The sequence below is a fragment of the Desulfococcus sp. genome (genome assembly GCF_041737845.1).
Lineage (GTDB): Bacteria > Desulfobacterota > Desulfobacteria > Desulfobacterales > Desulfococcaceae > Desulfococcus.
Genome location: NZ_JBGSQX010000112.1, coordinates 1 through 20,384, shown reverse-complemented (window position 1 = coordinate 20,384; position 20,384 = coordinate 1). Strand labels below are relative to the sequence as shown.

Sequence of the window (20,384 nt, the reverse complement as noted above, 5' to 3'; positions counted from 1 at the left end):
GAAGGTATGTTTCCAGGATTTTTTGAGTGGATTTGGGACGGAGGCCATGTCGTATTCATGGGCGGCCTCTGGTATGCGCTGGCGATCATTGGAATGGGCCTGACCTACTGCATTCTCAAAGCCGCCATTGAAACGGCCCAGGGAAAAGGCGCAGGCCACGGCCACGACGATCATAATTGACGGAAGCGCAGGAACAGTTGTCCGGCACACGGGATCCACGGCCTCCGTCAACACGCCGAAGCTGAATAAACGATAGCATAGCAGGAAGCGCTCACTCCGGAGAATTCCAGTGGAGGAGCGCTTCTTTGTTTATCCGGATCCGGATGGAACAGATTGCCGATACAGACGCCGGGAAGGCGGCGCGAGGAGGGCGGATGGGGAGTCCGCCGGCGAGGCGCGGCCCAGACCGGCATCATTACCTGGCAGTCTCATAGAAAGTGATCAAGCATCATGGATAAGATCATCGTAGAGGGCGGGCGCGCCTTGAAAGGGGAGGTCGCGATCAGCGGCGCAAAGAATGCCGCGCTGCCCATCCTGACAACCTCCCTGCTGACCGAGGGCCGCAACACCTATCATAATGTCCCGAACCTGAAGGATGTGGAAAGCATCAAGGAGCTGCTCGCCTACCTGTGCGCGGATGTTGACACCGAGGGAAGCACTGTCCATATCAAAGCCGCCGGTTTGTGCAAATCCGAGGCGCCTTATGACCTGGTTCGGAAGATGCGGGCCTCCATTCTGGTCCTGGGGCCGCTCCTGGCCCGGGTCGGAAAGGCCCGGGTGTCCCTGCCCGGAGGCTGCGCCATCGGCGCGCGGCCCATCAACCTCCACCTCAAGGGCTTGGCGAAGCTGGGGGCTTCCATCACGCTCGAACACGGCTATGTGGAGGCATCGGCGGACCGACTGGTGGGGGATGACATCTATTTTGACATGCCGACGGTGACCGGGACGGAAAACCTGATGATGGCGGCCGTCCTGGCCAAGGGGACGACGGTGCTCCGGAATGTGGCCCGGGAGCCTGAAATCATCGCTCTTGCCGATGTCCTCAGCCGCATGGGGGCGGACATCGAGGGTGCGGGGTCGTCGGTCATCACCATCAACGGCGTCGCCGGCCTGAACCCCGTCGAGGTGACCGTGATCCCCGACCGCATCGAGGCAGGGACCTTCATGGCGGCGGCGGCCCTGACCCGCGGGGATGTGACCCTCCATCAATGCGAACCGGAGCATCTCCGGGCCGTGATCGACAAGCTGGCCCAGGTCGGGGCCGAGGTGACGATCCACGGCCGGTCCGTTCGGGTGAAAGGCCCGGAGGAAATCGCCAGCGTCGACATCAAAACCCTGCCGTATCCCGGCTTTCCCACCGACATGCAGGCCCAGTTCATGGTGCTCATGTCGGTGGCGAGGGGATTGAGCCTCTTCACCGAAACCATATTTGAAAACCGATATATCCATGTCAGTGAGCTGCGCCGCCTGGGTGCGGACATCACGGTGTCCGGCAATTCGGCCATGGTCAAGGGCGTGCCCAGGCTGTCGGGCGCGCCGGTCATGGCTACCGACCTCCGGGCATCCGCCTCGCTGATCCTGGCCGGGCTGGTGGCGGAGGGCACCACGGTCATCAACCGGGTTTATCACCTGGACCGCGGATACGAAGCCATCGAGAAGAAGATGGCGGGCCTCGGTGCGGCCATCCGTCGGGAATAACCCCCTGCGGACCCGGTGAACGAGAGGCGCTTTCTCCGGCCGGCGGTTCCGCTGCTGATCGCATTCGGGGCCGGAATTCTCATGGGAGAACGCTTCCCCGGGGGCGGCGCTTATGCGTGGGGTGCGGCCGGGATCTGCCTCCTGTGGCTCATCCGGGATGTCGCCGCGGTCGGCCCCGGCCTCTTTTCGCCGCTTCTTCTGTTTCTTCTGCTGGGCTATCTTTCGATTCAGCAGTGGGTCTCCCCCCACTTCCCATCCAGCCATATCGTTCACCAGGCGGACCTCACCCATGAATGCATCCAGGCCCGGCTGTTGACTTGGCCCGAGACGCGCGGGAGCCGCATCTCCTTCATCGCGGCCGTCGAATCCCTGGGCGAGGAGGGGAAAGCCGCGGCAGGGCGGATCCGTGTGAGCGTCGGGACCGGGGATGCGATGCTCCTCCGGCAGGGGGATGCGGTTCGTTTTTCAGGCCGGATCCGCAGGATCCGGAGCTTCCGGAACCCCGGCGGCTTCGATTACGGGCGCTTCATGGCCTTCCAGGAGATCCACTGCGCCACCTATGTCCGCAAGGGCAGCCTTGCGGTCCTGACGCCCGAGGGATGGGAAAGGCCCCGCCCGCTGCCGAAGGGATCCCTGTCGGCAGCGCTTGCGAGTCCGGCGGGATCGGCGCTCCGGTCCGGGATTCATGCCCGGATGGGCGAAGCATGCCCGGGGGATGCCGGCGCCGTCCTGTCGGCACTCCTGATCGGCGACACGAGCGGGATCGGGCCGCGGCTGCGGGAGCAGTTCAACCGGGCGGGCATCAGCCACCTGCTGGCGATCTCGGGGCTCCATATCGGCATGATCCTGGCCCTGTTCTATGGGGCGTTCATGCGGCTTTTCGCATTTGTCCCGCCCCTCCTGTGGCACGGCTGGCAGCGAAAATCAGCGGCCATGGCGTCCCTGATCCCCGTCCTGGCCTACGCCACCCTGGCCCAGTGGCCGCCATCGACGCAGCGGGCGGTCTGCATGGCCGGGGCGGTCTGCCTCGCCCTCTGGTTCGGGCGTCCATCGGACGGTGAAAACAACATCGCCCTGGCAGCCCTGGCGGTCCTCGTGGTGTTTCCGCCGGCCCTTTTCGCCATCTCCTTCCAGCTCTCGTTTGCGGCGGTCATCGCCATTATCCCGGGCATGCGGGCCGTTTCGCGTCAGGCCCCGTCGGATGAGGCCCGGTTCGGCCGGTTGAAAGAGAAGGCGGCGGCCTTCATGGCCGTCTCGCTCCTGGCCATCCTGGGAACCCTGCCGCTCACCATGTACTATTTCAACCAGGCATCCTTCATCGGCGTCCTGGCCAATCTCTTCTATATCCCCCTCGTGGGATGCCTTGTCTTGCCCATCGGCCTCCTGTCCGTTTTTCTCTTTCCGGTGAGCATGGACCTTTGCGGGTACGGGCTCCAGGTCTCCGGAGCGCTCCTGGATGCCGGTCTGAAGGTGCTGCCCCTTTTCTCGGAACTGCCGTTCGGATACTTCCGGACGGTGACGCCCACGGTCTTTGAGATCGGCCTTTACTATGCCGCCGGATGGGCTTTCCTGGTGTTTCTAAGCCAGAAAAGGTCCAGGGCAATCCGGCCCGAAGGTGCCGGAAAAAGAGCTGCAATCGTGTGGGGCCTCCTTCTGATCGCCGGACTGGGGGATGCGCTGTACTGGACCCATGACCGATTTTTCCGCGAGGACCTCCGGGTCACGCTGATCGATGTCGGTCAGGGAGGCTCCGCCCTTGTCGAATTTCCTGCGGGATACCGTATGCTGATCGACGGGGGCGGCTATTACGACCGGGACGGGTTTGACGTGGGCGCGCGGGTGGTGGCGCCGTTTCTCCGCCGACGCAAAATCCTCACCCTGGATGCGGTGGTGCTCACCCACCCCGACAGCGACCACTTGAACGGGCTGTTTGCGATCGTGGCGGAATTCCGTGTGAAAACTATATGGACGAGCGGTGCCGAAGGCGACGGGGATCATTTCAGGGACTTTATGAAACTCGTTGAAGCCAGGGGCATCCCGGCCCCGGCGTTCGATGACCTGCCGCGCCAACACCGCATCAACGGGGTGGATATGGAGATCCTCTATCCGCCGCCCGGGTTTGCGCTGGAGGATGACGCCCTGCGGGACCGTGAGAAATGGCGCGGAAAGGCCAATAACCGCTCCCTGGTGATCGCGGTCCGTTCGGGCCGGGTCGGGATCCTGTTTACCGGGGACATCGAGAAGGCAGCGGAGCTGGATCTCGTGAAGATGTGGGGGGACCGGCTTCACCACCGTGTGCTCGTGGCGCCCCATCACGGCTCCCGGACCTCCAGTTCGACGCCCTTCCTGGAATGCGTCCGGCCGGAGGTCGTGATGGTTTCCGCAGGATGGGACAACCGGTTCCGATGTCCCCATCCCGAGGTCCTGGCCCGGTACCGATCCGTGGGCGCACGCGTTCTGCGCACCGACATTGACGGCGCCCTGGTGCTTCAGACGGACGGCCGGAGGCTTCTTGTCGGCCCCGCCGCCCCCTGACGGCGGCGGTCAGTATCCGCGGCCCGAATCCACGACATATTTCAGCGGGTCCCCAGCCGTGAAGCGGCGGTAGTTTTCCAGAAAGATGGCGGCAATGTCCTCGGCAAAGCTGAAGGCCGCCTGGTGGGGGGTGATGAAAACGCCCGGGAGGGTCCAGAGGGGGCTGTCCGGCGGCAGCGGCTCCGTCTCAAAGACATCCAGCACGGCCCCCCGGATCCGGCCCCCCTGGATGGCCCGGGCCAGGTCTGCTTCCGAGACGACGGGGCCCCGGCCGACATTGATCAGGACGGCCGTCTCTTTCATGGCCGCAAAGGCTTTTGCATCGAAGAGCCCCCGGGTGGCGGAGGTGAGGGGAAGGGTGATGACCACGACATCGGCGCCTGCGAGAAAAACCGCAAAATCGTCCCGGTAAAAGATGCGGTCGACATCCGGGCAGGGGCGGATGCTCCGCCGGTAGCCCCAGACCTCCATGCCGAAGTGACGGGCGGTTCTGGACAGGTGGCGGCCGATGTCCCCCGTGCCGCAGATGCCGATGCGTTTTCCGCTGAGGCTGCGGTAGGGCATCTCGCACCAGGCGCCGCGCATCTGGTTTTCGCGCATCTCAAAGAGGTTCCGCGTGAGGGCGATAATATAGCCGAAGACATACTCGCTCATGAGGGGGCCGAACACCCCCTTGACATGGGTCAGGAGGATCCCCTCCCGGGGCAGGGGGAGGAGGGCGTCCACGCCGGCGAAGGTGGATTGGATCCACCGGAGGTTGGGGGCATCCGCCAGGATGCCCGACACCAGCGGCGGGTCCCCCAGGACGATGGTGGCGCGGCGGGCCGCGTCCCGCGCATCATCGACGCACTCCGAGACATGCCGCGTAAGCCCCGTGAGGCCCGCGGAGTCGATCAGACCTCCGTAGCGGGCCGCATTTCGGGACAGGATGAGAAGCACGTTGGGGTCGGCCGTCATGTCACCCTTCCATCGGGTTTTGGCTCATTCCTTTCGTCGTGCGGCGCTGAGGATTCCCAGGCAAACGGCTGCGGCGATCAGGAGTCCGGTCATCCCGACGGCATTCCTGCCGCCCATGACACCGATGAAACAGTTATCACCTTCGATGACCTCCGAAAAGGAGGGCGTCCCATCGATATCATAGAGGATCTCGCTCTGGGGCGTAAAGTTTCGGGCCTCCTCCTCGGACAGGGAAGCCAGTTCGTCGATGCTGCGGGAGACGTGATCCCAGTAGTCTGATTTGTCGTAGGCGATTCCGCCCTTGCCCTCCACCAGGTGGAGGTGGTCGAAATCCTCGCAGACATAGGATTTGCGAAAATTCAGTCGGGAGGTGAAATCCTTGAGGTGGATCTCAATGGATTTGATCAACCCCAAATCCGTATCTTCCTTGGTCTCGTACATGGGCTCGGCCCCCGGGTCTTTTTTCAGCAGGAAGGCGCTCTGGAGCGGCACCATGCCGTCGTTGGCCATGAAGAGCTTCTTAAGTTCCGGGTTGTCGCCGTTTTTGGACTGCATGTCGGCCATGAGCTGGGTGAAGATTTCCAGTCCGATGTGGTCCTGAAAGGAGATGTCGAGCCAGGAGAACTTCAACTGGTCGGTGACCCCGAGGTCGGTGTCGTAGCCGCCGTAGGCGATGATCTTTCCGAAATACCGGGCGTCCTGGTTGAGTTCCTCCAATGTCCCGGAGGCACGGTCGGGAAGATAGATCGTGTCATCGGTCTGGGAGGCCGGCAGGGTTGGATTGCTGAGATTGGTGTCCAGGACCGAGAGGGTATGGCTGTTTCCGATATTCGATTCCAGATCGAACTGGATATAGGGGGCACCGTTCTCCGGCCCGTCGAAATTGTCCCAGGCGAGCCCCATGGTACCCTCGTTTGAAATGTTGACCGCCGCCGCCTCATATGATGTTCCATAAAGCGCCTTGGCGAGCTCCGTGTCCTTGAACGAGGCGTTGACTGTTTCCAGGCCCCACTCGGGGACGGCCCCCGGCGACCCATGGTGGGGGGTGGCCAGGGCCACAAGCCCCAGGACCCGGTCGCCCTCGTTTCCATCCCCGTAACGGTTCATGTAGGCCCGGCACACCAGTCCACCGCGGCTGTGGGCCATGAGCATGATCTTCCGGTCCGGCCCGAACTGGTTGAGGATGGCGTCTCCCAGCTCCTTGGCATTGCCGGTCTGGCCGTTGTACCCGATGACGGTTTCGGTGTTGTGACGGAACCGCCAGATTTCATACCGGGAATCGAATTCCGGGTTGCTGGAGACCCAGTCTAAAAAATCATCCCACCGGTCTCCTTTATGACGGAAGCTGTTGTCGCCGTGGACGATAATGAGCGGAATCTTGGTTTCGGATGGGCCGTTTTGCAGGAGGAGGCCCCACTCGCCCGGATCGTCCATGAGCGTGATTTCCTCCTGGGAGGGCGCCACGGTGGTGAAGGACTTCAAGGCCGCGCCCTGCGGCTCCGCCGCCTCCCGTTCGGGGTTGTAGACCGCGTAGACTCCCGGAGACCCGGTCTCGAAGGTGGCGGTAAACCCGTCCTCATCCACGACGGCCGCCCATTTCGAACGGGCCCAGGCGCTGCCGGTCTGGTTCGGCTGAACGATGGGAAGCACGGTACCCGGGGAGGCCTCCTCAATGAGGGGAACGCTCACGGGAAAGGGTTCGGTTTCGGCGTCCATCCGCACGATCACGCACCCCAGCACCGATGCCGGCGTGTCCGGGTCGTTCATGTGGATCTGAAGGACGATCTCCGTGTATTCCTCGATTTCGACGGATGCCGGTTCGCCCTGGCGCTGGACGGTGACGAGGCCGGAGCTGCCGGGGTCATTGGCCGCCCGGTCCAGGTCCCCGGGGGAGACGCTTCCGGCAAAAACTGTTCCCGCCGGCAGGGCCGCCAGGCAGAAAAACAGTAAAGAGGTGATGCAAATGCTCCGAAATTTACTTTCGATCAGGTCAACCATAACGCTCCTCATGAAAAGAATGTGGATGATAACTAGCTTAAAAACTAAATATAATAGTCTGTTTTTTGCAGCGCGGCAAGTTTTAATGTTTATTTTTCCGATACATCCTAAAAAAAGTCGTCTTGATTTTTTCGGATGGTTTTGCTCTCATGGGGATGGGGATCAAACGGAATTACTTGAACCTGCTGGAGGAATGTCACGCATGAAGATTGTTCTCACCAATGACGACGGCTTTGAAGCCCCGGGTCTTGCGGCCCTGATCCGGATCATTTCGGAGTTCGCCACGCCCGTCGTGGTGGCGCCCCGGACCGAACAGTCGGGGGTGGCCCACCGGGTGACGGCGCGGTCGCCGATCCCGTTCGGCCGGGCAGGGGAAAATCGCTGGTGGGTGGATGCGACGCCGGCGGACTGCGCCCGGGTCGCCCTGAAGCACCTGGTTCCGGATGCGGACTGGCTCGTTTCAGGCATCAACCCCGGCGCCAATCTGGGTTCGGATGTCTACAATTCCGGAACGGTGGCCGCGGCCCGGGAAGCAGCCATCCTGGGATGCCGGTCGGTTGCCGTCTCCCAGTATATCTCCAGGGGCCAGCCCATCGACTGGGAGGCTACCATGTGCCATGCCGGGCCCATTCTCCGCATGCTCTTTGCCGACGGCCATTTCGAAAAAACCTTCTGGAACGTCAACCTGCCCCATCCCATCGCCTGCGACCGGGCTCCTGCCTACCGGTTCTGCGACCTCGACACCCATCCCCATGCCTACAGCTACCGGGCGGAGGGCGGGCAGTTGATCTATCAGGGGACGATCCACGAGCGGCGTCGGGACCCGGGAAAGGACGTGGACGTCTGCTTCGGCGGGGAGGTGGCCATCACCCGGATCCCCATCGGCACCGACGCCATAATACTCGAGGGTTCAATCCTGTAGAGGGCCTTTTCTCCCGGCTGCCACAATCCACCGACTTGCGTCTGCCATTCTTCGGTATCGAAGCCTTGTTGAGTCAGGGGTAGGCGAATGGCGTAGATCCACGCCGGGCCGGCGTAGCCCGGCGAGGGGAATTTCGTGGAACCGCGCATTTGCCGCGGCACGCATATTGTCATTTCGCCCACGGCGTCACGATTCGACTTCCACATATACCGTTCACGGTCATCATCTGCGATTTTCCTTACCCCCCTCTCCCACCGGAAGAGGGTTGGGGTGAGGGGAATAAAGAGAAGATTGTGACCGCTCAAAGTATACCTCCAGAATTCCGGCCGGCCGATATCACTGAAGCCGTCGGGTCGCCGGCAATTCAGGGAACCCGACGGCGGCGGACTCAGGATTTCCGCATTCTCAGATACGTCAACGTCGAAGCGCCCACCATGGGGACGACGCCCAGAAAGATCAGGATCATGTGGGAGGGCATGCCGATCCATTCCATCATCCGGATGCGGTCCTGCCCCATGAATTCAAGGCTCCTGGCATGCCAGTAGCCGTTGTCCAGAACATCCCGGATCTGCAGGATTCCCTCGGGAAACAGGTTGGTGATGACCATCAGGGCAAGGCCGGTATTGATTCCCCAGAAGGACAGCTTGACCAGCTTTTCCGGCAGAACCCACTGTTCGTCCGTCAGCACATGGCGCAGGCCCATGACCAGAAGCGCCATGGCCAGCATGCCAAAAGCGCCCAAAAGGGCGGCGTGCCCGTGATTCAGCGTCAGGATGGTGCCCGCCTCGAAATAACTGACCACCGGCATGTTGATGAGGAATCCGAAGATGCCGGCGCCCACAAAATTCCAGAACCCCACCGCCATGAGAAAATAGAAGGCCCATTTGTGGTGGATGACCTTCTTTTCGGCGCCCGTCGTATGACCGGTCCCGGTAAGTTTGATAAAATCCCATGCATCGAGGGTCAGGAGGGTGAGGGGCACCACCTCGAGGGCCGAGAACATGGCGGCCAGGGCCATGGTGAAATTGGTCTGCCCCGTCCAGTACCAATGATGCGCCGTACCGATGATGCCCCCCGACAGGAAAAGGATGGCGTCCAGATAGATGATCCTGACCACGGTGATGCGTCTCACGACCCCCATCTGGTAGAAGGTGAGCGCGACCAGGACGGTGACGAACAGTTCGAAAAAGCCCTCCACCCACAGGTGGATGATCCAGAAGCGCCACATGTCGACCACCGCGAAGTTGGAGGTGGTGCCGAAGAAGAAGGCCGGCAGGTAAAAAATCGGAATCGCGGCGGCGGCCAATAGAAAGAGCTGGGTGATCTCCCGGCGCTCCGGATCCTCCAAGGCCGGCGTAGTTCCCCTGTACAGGAGCCACAGCCAGAAGGTGAAACCCACAACCAGGATGATCTGCCAGAACCGCCCCAGTTCGAGAAATTCCCATCCCTGGTGCCCGAACCAGGGCCAGAGGCGGCCGAAGAATTTCCGGATACCGAGAAATTCTCCCAGGAGGCTGCCGACCACCAGCACCACCAGTGCCCAGAAGAGCAGATGGATTCCCGCCGCATGCCTGCGGGGCTCCTTTTGGCTCAGGGAGGAGGCAAGCAGGAGACCGCCGGCCACGTATGCGGTGGCGATCCAGAAGATGGCCAGCTGGAGGTGCCAGGTCCTCAGAATGTTGCTCGGCAGGTACTGGGCCAGGTCGATGCCGTAGAAATCGCCGGGATCGGCGCGATAATGCCCCAGGGCTCCGCCGATCAGGACCTGGGCCAGGAAAAGCAGCGCCACAATGACGAAATATTTGATGGTCGCCTTCTGTCCGGCGGTCGGTTCTCCGGCCAGGAGATTCGGGACGCCGCCCTCGGGACCGCCCTTCCATCCGAGGTAATCGAACTTTCCGAAGGCCACCAGCACCAGGGCCAGCCCGCCCAGCAGCATGACGACGCTGAGGGCGCTCCAGAGCACCGCGTCGCTGGTCAGGCGGTTACCCACGGTCGGGTCATAGGGAAAGTTGTTGGTATAGGAATAGGGCTTGTCCGGGCGATTGGCGACGCTGGCCCACGCGGTCCAGGCAAAAAAGGCCGTCAACTGGCGGAGCTCCTCTGGGTCGCTGATGTATCGGGTCGGAAGCCCCATGCTGGTCGTCGGCCGGCTGAAATAATCGGCCCAGAGGGAGAGTTGCTCCTGAAAGGAGGCGGCCTCGACATCCAGGAAGGTCAGTCGGCCGGTGGCGGGATCGTAGCGGTTTTCCTTGAGGAGAGCGGGGATCATGGCATCGACCAGGAGGCGCTGTCCGCTGTCAAGCTTTGCCAGCTCCGTGTTGAATTCCCGCCGCGCTAAGACCTCGCCGGCATCCATGGAAAGCTCGTGGAGGTATTGCGCGGAAAAATCCGGTCCCAGGTAGGCCCCGTGACCCCAGATCGACCCGTTCTGCATCAGGGCGTATCTCAAGAAAACCTGCTGCCCGCCTTCGATGTCCTGACGGGTGAAAACCGTTCGGCCGCCGGTGTCTACCACCCGTTCAGGAATCGGAGGGGCATGCCGGTAGGCCTGAACCGACATGAAGCCCAGAACCGCCATGCCGATGACGAAGACCAGCACAACACTGCGGCGCCACCATAAAGAAAGCGACGGAGGATTGGAGCCTGTTTCTTCCATGCTGACATCTCCTTATGTTTGGGTTGAAGGTGTCTACCAAAATGGGTCGAGCGCCTCTGTGTCCTCGATGGCGAGCGGAAAACACGGGCGCAAGTGTTCGGGATCAATCGGGTAGTCCAAGGCGACATCCGCCGGCGTGTGGAAGGCCTCTGCGGCGCAGTCGGCGCAGGAAGGGCCTGAAGGCGGCCGTCCAGGAGTTTGCCTAAGGTCATGCGCATCGACAAACGGATATCCATGATTGCGATGCCCTCCTTTCTAAAAAAGGCATCAATGATATCGGTCTTTTCGACCCGGCCGAGCTGCGATGATTCGCCTTCCGTGAAGGCTACCAAGGCATAGGGATCGGCGATGATGATCCACACGCGCCGAATATGATCCAACCTTTCTTCTCCCGGGCGCTGAGGGTGCGGCTGACTGTGAAGATAGATCTGAGTATACCAGAACATGCGCTTTCTGGCCAGCGTTGCAGTTTGAAGTCATCTCTCAAGGGAACCCGATCGATAGGCCGTCACCCGGAACCGGACCACGGGCGACATCCTCTTCCCGGCCGACGACTTCAGGGCGGCGGCAACCGGCAGCCTTCAGAAAAGCGCCACACTTCTTGGCGTGGAGAGCCATCCGCATCGGCAGAAACGGCGGTAAGGCCCCCAGCGTTCATCCGGCGGCGGTTCCTTCAGGAGACGGCGGATCTGAATGACATGTGTACTGATCCTCCAGGGTAAAGCGCCACCGGCAGTACATCCCCTCCGGATGGGGGTCCGGCGGGGCGAAGAGGCATTCCACCCGGATCCGGTCGTCGACCACCCGGGCAAAACCCTCGAATTCCCGGCGGTGCATCTCCTTGCAGACATACTCCCCCAAGCCGCGCTTTTTCCGGGCTTCCTGGGTCGGGCAGACCGGCACGGAGAGCCGGACCTCGTCGGGGCTCACCTCGATGTCATAGCCCACGAGGATCGTCCAGGGAAAATAACGCAAGGCCTTCACAAAGCCCTCAAGCCCTTTTTCCCGGATGTCGAACCGGGTGATGAGATCCTTCGCTCCCATGCCGCCGACCTGTCCCCAGACGCGTTCATTGATCCGTTCGGCCGTCGCCTGGTCGAATTCATCCGAGATGTTGATGAACCAGAACGCGTCCACCACCCGGTAATGCCACAGCAGGAACGCGATATATTCCCGCAGCGCCGGGGCCTCCATGTCCTCGAACAGGGTCATATCCATGGTTCTCTCCTGGTGTTCAAAGGGTATATTCGGCGTGGATCAGACATCTCAGGATAATTGTACCGAAGTGCGCCTGAAAAATCGAGGCATTCCGAATGCATAACTACCGAAAAAAATTGGACAGCCCGTGAAGCGCTTACGAGACCATCAATCTTTCCGCTCAAGTTATGATCCAACAGGCCGATATAGGAAAAAGGAGTGGCAGATGGGACGGGCAGGCACGAAGGCTGATATCGTCTCTATAATTACAGATTGACTTTAAGTCTGGCGAAAAAAATAGGAGTAGTGATGATAAAAGACGAACCGAAACACGGCGGAAATAGAGAGCAGGGCAGCGGCGTATCGCGCCGTGACTTTATAAGAATTACCGCCGGCACCGTCGCATCTATTTCTTTGGGTTCATGGATGCTTGGATGCGGCGATCATGGCAACGGGGTAACCCAGGTCCCGGGTTACCCGATTGATTCCAATGTTTATACGACCCTCGAGAGGACGATCGAGCCCGGCTCAACCTCCGGGGCGATTGCACCTGAATTTCTCAGCCGGATTTCAGAATACGATCAAAACGGATATGGCGTCTGGAGTTATGGCGGACCGCTGGTTTCCGAACAGCGCGTCGATATCATGGGTACGTATGTCCCTCCGGAAAGCAATCAGCCTGCGACCCTGCTAAGATTTTTTACCATCACCGACATCCATATCACGGATAAAGAATCGCCTTCCCAGTTGATCTATTTGCAACCGTTGGATCAACATGGTTTTGAGGCCGGCGCCACATCGGTCTATTCGCCCATCATGATGTATACAACCCATGTGCTCGACGCGGCAATCCAAACGGTAAACGCCCTGCACCAAAGGAATCCCATCGACTTCGGCATCTCTCTGGGGGACACCTGCAACAGCACCCAGCACAACGAACTGCGGTGGTATATCGATGTCATTGACGGCAAGGTCATCCACCCCAGTTCCGGTGCTCATGTGGGCGCCGACAGCATCGATTATCAGAGACCTTATAAAGCCGCGGGGCTCGACCCGTCGATTCCCTGGTATCAAGCCATCGGCAATCACGATCATTTCTGGCTTGGCTCCATCCCGCCGGACGGCAAAGACGGCAACGACCCGAGCTTGCGAGAATCCTGCACCAGCGGCGAAGTCATTGCCATGTCCGATATCCTCTTCAGTGCTAACAACATTTACAGCTACAAAGACCCTGAAGAGACCAAATACTATATGGGCGTCATTGATGGCGCCACCCCGAACGGGGAGATCATTAAATACGGTCAAGTCGAAAACTTCAGCGAGCCGCCCAGGGTTGTCGCCGACCAGGACCGCTATTCACTAACCAAAACGGAGTGGGTTGAAGAGTTTTTTAACACCTCGACCGAACCGGTCGGTCACGGCTTTGATCGGGTGCCCTCAGGACAGGAATCCGGTTTTGCCTGTTACAGTTTCGTTCCAAAAGCAAATATCCCCATCAAAGTGATTGTCCTGGATAACACCCAAAGGGAAGACGACCAATCCACCGCCATCCATGGGCATGGTTTTCTTGATGAAGCCCGTTGGCAGTGGCTTAAGGCGGAGCTTGCAGACGGTGATGATCAGGATCAACTCATGATCATCGCGGCGCACGTGCCCATTTGCGTTATGAAAACAGGTACATTTATGGAGTGGTTTGATAATACAGCCAACCCCGATGAGCCGCAAAATGCGGTAGACCTGCCCGAATTGCTTGAAGAACTTCACCGCCATCCCAATCTGCTGCTGTGGATTGCCGGTCATCGGCATGTGAATGCCGTCAAGGCATTTGAATCACCTGATCCGGTCAACGCTCCTGAAAATGGGTTCTGGCAGGTTGAAACCTCATCGTTCCATGATTTTCCGCAGCAGTTTCGCACGTTTGATATCAAGCTCAACAGCGACTACACCATTTCCATCGTTACGACCAACGTCGATCCGGCAGCCAAAGAGGGAACACCTGCCTGGACCTCGCGCAAGTATGCCGTCGCGGCGCAGCAGATTGTCAACACAGAGGGTATATATCAAGCGGATAATACGACCAATTACCTTGTCGATCCAGTCACCCAGAACGAAACTCGCTCGGACGGTGAGATCATGATGGATCCGAGCATTCGGCCGATGCCGACGGGTTCGTATAATGCCGAGCTGCTCAAACAGCTGAGTCCGGCAATGACGGCGAAGATGCAGTTGATGTTCCCCACACTGTAAGCAGATATGTGTCACCGAATTAACCTGCCCAGGGCACAAAAAAATGGGACCGGGCATCCAGCTGACCCCCGGTCCCTTTTTGCTTTCAATCGACTTATTCACCTGCCCCAGCAATTCTCCAGACCGCCGTGGCCACGCAATGTCTTGACCGCCGAACAGCCGCCCATCGACCGGATCAACCCGCCGCCCAACAGCTCGGGGCGTCTTGCCAGCGCGATGTTCTTGAGGGGTCACCACCGCAACAACGCCCGGATCCATATTTTTTAGTTTCTCGAGGGTTTCTCGGCCGCCCATCCCCCCACGAATGGTTAAATCGAGGAGCACGAGATCGAATGGCCTGCCGGCCCCATTTCCGGTTCATCCCCCGTTCGGGTCGTCGGCGGATGTTCCGCGCCCAGCGCCTGTAAAAAGAATGTCACCGTGGTGCCCTGGCCGAGCTCGGATTCGAGCGTGATGTACCCGCCGTGCTTTTCGATGATCGAATGGCATACGGCCAGCCCGATACCGGTCCCCTTTTGCGAACTGCGGATCTTGGTGGAGAAATACGGATCGAACACCTGGGGGATGTCAGTCTTGGAGACACCCACGCCCTGGTCCCGGACCGACACCTTGACAAAGTCACCCGGCGCCAGCGCGGGCGAGTATGTCTCATCCACCGTGACATTCTCCGCTTTTACCCACAGGGTTCCGCCGCCCGGCATGGACTCTCGGGCATTGGTGAGAATGTTGTTGAGTACCCGCCAGATCTGATTCGGATCGATGTCCGCCATCCAAAGGTCGTCAGGAATGTCGTATTCGCACCTGACGTCTGTGCCGCTGAGCGCGAAGCGGCAGGAATCGAATATCAGGTCGCGAACCGATGTGGCTTCCAGGATAGGGCTGCCGCCCCTGGAGAAGGTCAGCAATTGGCCGGTCAATTTCCGGGCCTGCTCTATTGCCGCAAGCGAGTTCGCCAGAGCCCGCCCGGCTCCCGAACCGGCATCGATCTCCATCCGCGCCAGTTCGATGTTGCCAAAGACAGCCATGAGCAGGTTGTTGAAATCATGAGCGATCCCGCCGGCCAGCAATCCCAGTGACTTCAGGTGCTCAACCTTCCTCTTTTCGTCCTCATGCTTCACCCGGAGGGTGATGTCGCGATCGATGCCGCGGTATCCGGCGAGCGTGCCCGAATCATCAAAAACCGGCTCACCATTGGTTTCCATGATACGTTCCGTCCCATCCTTGTGAAGGCAGGAGCTGACCAGCCGCTCGAAGGACTTTCCACTGGACTTGCTCGAGTTGAAGATTGCTTTCGTTCGCTCCGCATCGTCCAGTGGCATGAAGTCGTAGAACATGCGCCCCAGAACTTCCTGCTGGGTGTATCCCAGCATGGCGAGAATACTCGGACTCGAATAGGTGTATCTCCCATCCCGGTCCACCTCCCATATCCAATCACTCGACGACTCGACCAGACTGCGGTAGCGTTCCTCGCTCACCCTCAACCTCGATTCGGCCTGCAGCCGCTCGTCGATCTCCCGTGACAGCTCCTCATTGGCAGTCCTCAGCTCAACGGTTCGCTCGGCCACGGTTTTCTCAAGATCCTTCTGAATCAACCGGAGTTGTGTCTCGGCGTTCTTGCGCTCTTCTATTTCAAGGAGATTCTCATGCCGTAATGTCAGGGAGTCGACAATCATTTGCGCCGTGTTGGCGGAAATCACAAGGTATGCAACACCATAAATGAGCAGCATCAACCCCATGGCCAGGTGCAGGCTGTCTCCATGGAGGATGAACAGCGTCGCGATCGGCAGACAAAGCAGCGCTGTAAATACTCGCATGGTAGTCTTCAACGGGGCCATCGAACTGGATGCCCCGGAGATCAGGCCGCCGAGGACAAATGCGATGAAGACATTCGTCTGTGGCGATGTGCCGGAATAGAAAAGAAGAGGTGCCATCCCCCAGGTAACCCCGGCAAGTACTGCACCCGAGGAGTAGAGGTACAGCCAGAGTTCGGGGGTGAACCGACTGTCCGGACGGAGTCGGTGCCAGTGGTACAGAATGAGCCGCAGCAGGGAAACGGCATACACTGCCGTCAGCCAGGAGAGAAGGATTCCCGCAGGAAAGAGGTCCCAGAGCACCCGGACCATCAATGCAGAGAGCAAAAACGTTGTGTAAAGGGCACCCGGGAGCTGCCTGAAAACATGCTCGGCCAACTCCGGCAGCACGTGATATTCCCCCTTGCGAATAGGTCGCAGCATGTTTCCAGTCCTTGGCAGGCAGTGTTATTGGTTGTGTCAGCAAGCCGGCACCGATCAAGGCAGTGGGAGGATCAACCCAACTCATGACCAAAAACGCTTTGCCCGTCATCCCACCCCGAAGCCTTTACGACCTGACGCGTCCGCGATGTTGATGGACCAGAACGCGTCTACGACCCGGAAATGCCACAGCAGAAAAGCGATCCCGCAGCTCCGGAGCTTCCAGCTTCTCGAACAGGGACATATCCATGGTCCTCTCCTTTTTCCCAAAGGGTCTGGGCGCCGCAACGCATGCAGTGGCTTGAGAATGGTTTTACAGGAGTGTGCAATTTCGCGGGGCAAGCCGGACCCGCCGAACCGCCGGGGCCTTGACCCTTTCGTGCGGTGGCGTGGGAGGAAGTAGCCGTGAGGCTGCTTCCGATCCCGATATAACTTCTTCACATTTTAGGCTGTCTGAGCTTGAAAGGCATGAACCTCATCGTCAAGCCTGTTAGCTAAAAAATCCTCGGTTACCTCAAGATCATATCGAGTTTGAAGATGTAACCAAAACTGGGGTGACATACCGAAAAAGCGTCCAAGCCGGAGAGCGGTATCTGCGGTAATGGCTCTTTTGCCATGCACAATTTCATTTATGCGTCTTGGGGGCACACTTATGTCCTTTGCCAAACGATACTGACTGATTCCCATGGGCGCTAAAAATTCCTCCATAAGAATTTCGCCAGGATGGATGGGGGGAAGCTGCTTGTTCATATAAACTCCTAATGATAATCTGTTATTTCTGTATCATACGCATCACCGTCTCGCCACGTGAAACAAATTCGCCATTGGTCGTTGATGCGTATGCTATGTTGACCTTTCCGGTCTCTTTCCAATGCCTCTAATCGGTTGCCCGGCGGCGTTCGTAAATCATTCAATTGCGCTGCAGCATCAAGCATTACCAGCTTTTTCCGTGCAATACGCTGAATATTCTGTGGCAACTTGGTTGAAATTTGCCTGCTGAATATTTTTGCCGTTTCTTTGTCTCGAAAGGATTTTATCATGGATAGGATAATAACGCAACACGCTAATAACGTCAAGCATTATGTTGTTATCTGATTTGATATTAACAAGTTATAGCTCAAAGGATGAGGGGCGGCAGCGGATTTTTGCCGAGTTCCTCTCAAGCGGTTTCTTGTGTGCCGGGGACGGCACGTATTCTAAAGGGTGCGCCGAGGCGCTCGAAGCGGCGACCCCTGCTGACCATCATCCGGGCACAGTGGAAGAACCCGCGCACGCGTGTCAACGAACCCCAGGAACGGGGTATTTCATACCTCCACGCCCTCCTGAAGGGATGTTCCCGGAAAGGGGCGTGGAGAATGAGCAAGATCAAGTGGGTCGTCATCGCAATGCCAAACGCCTGTTTTGACCCGCTCGGCTTGTTTCTCTCAGGACCTCGTTCTGCCTGATCCGCCGAACCGCCGGAACCTTGACCCTTTCATGCGGTAGCGTGGGAGGGAGTAGCCGTGAGGCTACTCCCTATCCCGATAGACAGGTCTTACGCCAATTCCCATTTTCTTATTCCATGGTTATAAGATATTATGCCATTTCTTTTTAAACCTTGTTCTGCACTCCGAGCCAAGTGATTCCATTCAGGATGTCCTGAATTGTCTTTAACATGTGGGCATGGAATTGAATCGTCACAATACATAGGAAGTATTCTTTTTAATTCGCGGGCAATTGATCTATGTGCCATGGGACCTGACTTCAAAATCCTCGGTATTTCTTGATAGAATTTTTTGTAGGGGCTATGCATAAAGCAAATCTCCTATCGTATCATGAAAGCGTTTCATCAATGAGCTGTTTATACTGAGGGAATTTAGCTTTTAGGGTGTGCTTTAAATCTATTAGTCCTGGCTGCTCTAGTAGCCGATCAAATTCCCTTGCCTTTAGATTGAGCTGCCTACAATATTTATCAAGAACAGTTTGTGGAAAAACGCCGTGTTGTTTTGCTACAAATTGAGTTGCATCAGATCTATCATATGCGCCACTTTGAACCAGATAGGCAACTTCAAGAGTATGCCGTAATGCCTGCGGCGTTTGTCCTGGCAAAATCGGCAAAAGCCCATTTTTTGTAGTTGATTCAGGATCCCTCTTGCTTAGTTTCTTAGCTTTTAGGCTATTGCCAAGTAGCAACCTCCTTAAAGTTGAGTTGAAAGTGTCTACGAGAGGCTCTGAATTCTCCTTAACATACTGAAATACATCATCATCAATCTCGACTTTGTGAAATCTCATATCATCCACCTCCTTAATTTGGGTGGATGATACTGAAGTACTTAAAGTATTTCAAGGGTTTTTTTATCGTATGGAATAGGCCTGCCCAACAAATAGCATTTTATCCGTCGTCCCGCAAAGCGGCATTGGTTACGGAGGGCAGGCCGCCAAAAACAGGCGATAGATCGATGACAAAAGCGGGATGACGGATAAAATGTGGTTGAACTGAGCCGCGGGTTATAGGTAGCGGCTGTGTTTATTCTTATGGATTTTATATAATTGGCGAGGCGATAATTGCAAGGGAAAATATGGAATTATCTCAGATGAAGGCGTTGCTTCGAAGCACTTAAAAAACATGTTTCCCGTCATTTTAAGGAGTCTCGTAGCGTTTGTTATGCATTTTCAAGAGGTTATTCTGCATGAAGCCGCACCTGTCCCGTTGGCTCAACCGGCAGGCATTTAAGCCAATAGTCGCCGTTTATCGCGACACGATGGCGGCGGTTTTTCACACACGACACGATCAGGGAGAACGGCAATACCGTCCCCGGGTTTCGTTCACAGGTGACGACCCTTTCGGAATTTCGACGACATGAACCATTTGCCCCTTTCCGCAACTGGGGCAGCGGGTGATATCGAGGCCGATCAGGCGGAGCATGATCTCCTGAACCGATTCCTTTTCCGTGAAACCATAATTCCCATCAGGATCGATGAGGTTCCGGATCAATGCGATGGACGCCTTTTTATCCCTGTGGAACAAGTAGCCGAAGTATCGGATTTTCATGAACCCCTTCGGCAGCACATGCAAAAGAAACCGCCGTATGAATTCATCCGCATCGAGGGTCATCTCTTTGATGGCGTCACGCTCCTTTCGATCCCTGTAGGTAAACGTGACCTTTCCATCGTCTATGGATCGAATGCGATTGTTGGAGATGGCCACGCGGTGGGTGTACCGGCCCAGGTATTCCAGAACCTGCGCCGGGCCTGCAAAAGGGCGTTTCGCGTACGCCACCCATTTTGAAGACCGCAATTTGCGGACAAGCCTGTTGAACCCTTCCGAGGTCCCTGTTTCAGCGGTATTCCCCGGAAAGATCAATTCGTTGTTTCGATAGGCGTCTTCAAGTTTCCGGAGGTAGCGTTTCTTGAATTCCTTTGCCAGGGAATCCTTTCGGAACAGGAATTTTTTCCGGGCGGGCCGCCACGCTGTTCGGTCAAATGTAAGAACGCCGCCGGGTATCAGGCAGTGAAGGTGGAAATGATCCATGAGCGTCCGGCTCCACGTGTGGAGAACCGCGATGAAGCCGAGGCGCCCTTCGAGCCGCCACCGGGGGTCCGCGGCAAAGGCCTGGAGCGTCTCATTGACGGCCGTGAACAGCATTTCAAGCATCGGTTTCATGTTGCAAAGCAGGACGGGATTGAGATCGTGGGGCAGCGTGAAGACATTGTGGAAATACCCGACCGGCAGCAGTTCAGCTTTTCTGGCTGCGAGCCATTGTTCCCGTGCCATGGCCCGGCATTTGGGGCAGTGGCGGTTGCCGCATGAATTGTAGGCGTTCTGCCGGAGGGCCATCACAACAAGGATGACACAGCCCCAATAAACCCGTCTTCCATCGAAACGGGCTGAGGGCGGCAAGGTCCGGCGCCGGCACCCTTCCCGGCTGCAGCACAGGCTGAATCGAACCAGATGAGCCTC

Annotated in this window: 15 protein-coding genes; 5 read left to right on the top strand and 10 right to left on the bottom strand. The window is 58.1% G+C overall.

The window, feature by feature from the left end; genetic code table 11:
- Positions 1 to 6: 6 nt before the first annotated feature.
- The 3 genes from ACEW8N_RS12780 (at position 7) to ACEW8N_RS12770 (ending at position 4,233) form a co-directional block, all read left to right on the top strand.
- Positions 7 to 180 carry a hypothetical protein gene (locus tag ACEW8N_RS12780; RefSeq protein ID WP_373500216.1) on the top strand — a complete coding sequence of 58 codons (174 nt, stop codon included), beginning with the start codon at positions 7 to 9 and terminating at the stop codon, positions 178 to 180.
- 270 nt (positions 181 to 450) lie between these two features.
- Positions 451 to 1,698: a UDP-N-acetylglucosamine 1-carboxyvinyltransferase gene (gene murA, locus ACEW8N_RS12775; RefSeq protein WP_373500215.1), complete on the top strand. Its 1,248-nt coding sequence runs from the start codon at positions 451 to 453 to the stop codon at positions 1,696 to 1,698.
- Between the two features lie 81 nt (positions 1,699 to 1,779).
- A complete protein-coding gene (locus tag ACEW8N_RS12770; RefSeq protein WP_373500214.1) occupies positions 1,780 to 4,233 on the top strand; it encodes a DNA internalization-related competence protein ComEC/Rec2 in 2,454 nt (817 codons plus the stop codon).
- A 9-nt stretch (positions 4,234 to 4,242) separates the two neighbouring features.
- Here ACEW8N_RS12770 and ACEW8N_RS12765 read toward each other — a convergent pair whose 3' ends face one another.
- Together ACEW8N_RS12765 and ACEW8N_RS12760 are read right to left on the bottom strand one after the other, a co-directional pair.
- A complete protein-coding gene (locus ACEW8N_RS12765; protein ID WP_373500213.1) occupies positions 4,243 to 5,190 on the bottom strand; it encodes a D-2-hydroxyacid dehydrogenase in 948 nt (315 codons plus the stop codon).
- Between the two features lie 24 nt (positions 5,191 to 5,214).
- Positions 5,215 to 7,188 carry an esterase/lipase family protein gene (locus ACEW8N_RS12760; RefSeq protein WP_373500212.1) on the bottom strand — a complete coding sequence of 658 codons (1,974 nt, stop codon included), beginning with the start codon at positions 7,186 to 7,188 and terminating at the stop codon, positions 5,215 to 5,217.
- Between the two features lie 202 nt (positions 7,189 to 7,390).
- On the opposite strand from ACEW8N_RS12760, the gene surE reads away from it, so the two are divergent.
- A complete protein-coding gene (gene surE, locus ACEW8N_RS12755) occupies positions 7,391 to 8,110 on the top strand; it encodes a 5'/3'-nucleotidase SurE (protein ID WP_373500211.1) in 720 nt (239 codons plus the stop codon).
- Between the two features lie 388 nt (positions 8,111 to 8,498).
- On the opposite strand, the gene ACEW8N_RS12750 is transcribed toward surE, so the two are convergent.
- Together ACEW8N_RS12750 and ACEW8N_RS12745 are read right to left on the bottom strand one after the other, a co-directional pair.
- The gene (locus tag ACEW8N_RS12750; protein WP_373500210.1) at positions 8,499 to 10,769 is read right to left on the bottom strand and encodes a nitric-oxide reductase large subunit; all 2,271 of its coding nucleotides are present in this window, start codon (positions 10,767 to 10,769) and stop codon (positions 8,499 to 8,501) included.
- Between the two features lie 654 nt (positions 10,770 to 11,423).
- Complete coding sequence (locus ACEW8N_RS12745) at positions 11,424 to 11,987, bottom strand: DUF6125 family protein (RefSeq protein WP_373500209.1); 564 nt, start codon at positions 11,985 to 11,987, stop codon at positions 11,424 to 11,426.
- Between the two features lie 288 nt (positions 11,988 to 12,275).
- Here ACEW8N_RS12745 and ACEW8N_RS12740 point away from each other — a divergent pair, with 288 nt between their 5' ends.
- Complete coding sequence (locus ACEW8N_RS12740) at positions 12,276 to 14,213, top strand: TIGR03768 family metallophosphoesterase (RefSeq protein WP_373500208.1); 1,938 nt, start codon at positions 12,276 to 12,278, stop codon at positions 14,211 to 14,213.
- 308 nt (positions 14,214 to 14,521) lie between these two features.
- Here ACEW8N_RS12740 and ACEW8N_RS12735 read toward each other — a convergent pair whose 3' ends face one another.
- The 6 genes from ACEW8N_RS12735 to ACEW8N_RS12710 all read right to left on the bottom strand — a co-directional run.
- Positions 14,522 to 16,447: an ATP-binding protein gene (locus ACEW8N_RS12735; RefSeq protein ID WP_373500207.1), complete on the bottom strand. Its 1,926-nt coding sequence runs from the start codon at positions 16,445 to 16,447 to the stop codon at positions 14,522 to 14,524.
- A 441-nt stretch (positions 16,448 to 16,888) separates the two neighbouring features.
- Positions 16,889 to 17,194 carry a HigA family addiction module antitoxin gene (locus ACEW8N_RS12730; RefSeq protein WP_373500206.1) on the bottom strand — a complete coding sequence of 102 codons (306 nt, stop codon included), beginning with the start codon at positions 17,192 to 17,194 and terminating at the stop codon, positions 16,889 to 16,891.
- Positions 17,195 to 17,202: 8 nt separating this feature from the next.
- The gene (locus tag ACEW8N_RS12725; RefSeq protein WP_373500205.1) at positions 17,203 to 17,484 is read right to left on the bottom strand and encodes a type II toxin-antitoxin system RelE/ParE family toxin; all 282 of its coding nucleotides are present in this window, start codon (positions 17,482 to 17,484) and stop codon (positions 17,203 to 17,205) included.
- Positions 17,485 to 17,978: 494 nt separating this feature from the next.
- Positions 17,979 to 18,236, bottom strand: a complete 258-nt coding sequence (locus ACEW8N_RS12720; protein WP_373500204.1) for a hypothetical protein — start codon at positions 18,234 to 18,236, stop codon at positions 17,979 to 17,981.
- A 20-nt stretch (positions 18,237 to 18,256) separates the two neighbouring features.
- The gene (locus tag ACEW8N_RS12715) at positions 18,257 to 18,715 is read right to left on the bottom strand and encodes a hypothetical protein (protein ID WP_373500203.1); all 459 of its coding nucleotides are present in this window, start codon (positions 18,713 to 18,715) and stop codon (positions 18,257 to 18,259) included.
- 499 nt (positions 18,716 to 19,214) lie between these two features.
- A partial coding sequence (locus tag ACEW8N_RS12710) for an IS91 family transposase (RefSeq protein ID WP_373500202.1) occupies positions 19,215 to 20,384 on the bottom strand: 1,170 nt, incomplete at its 5' end.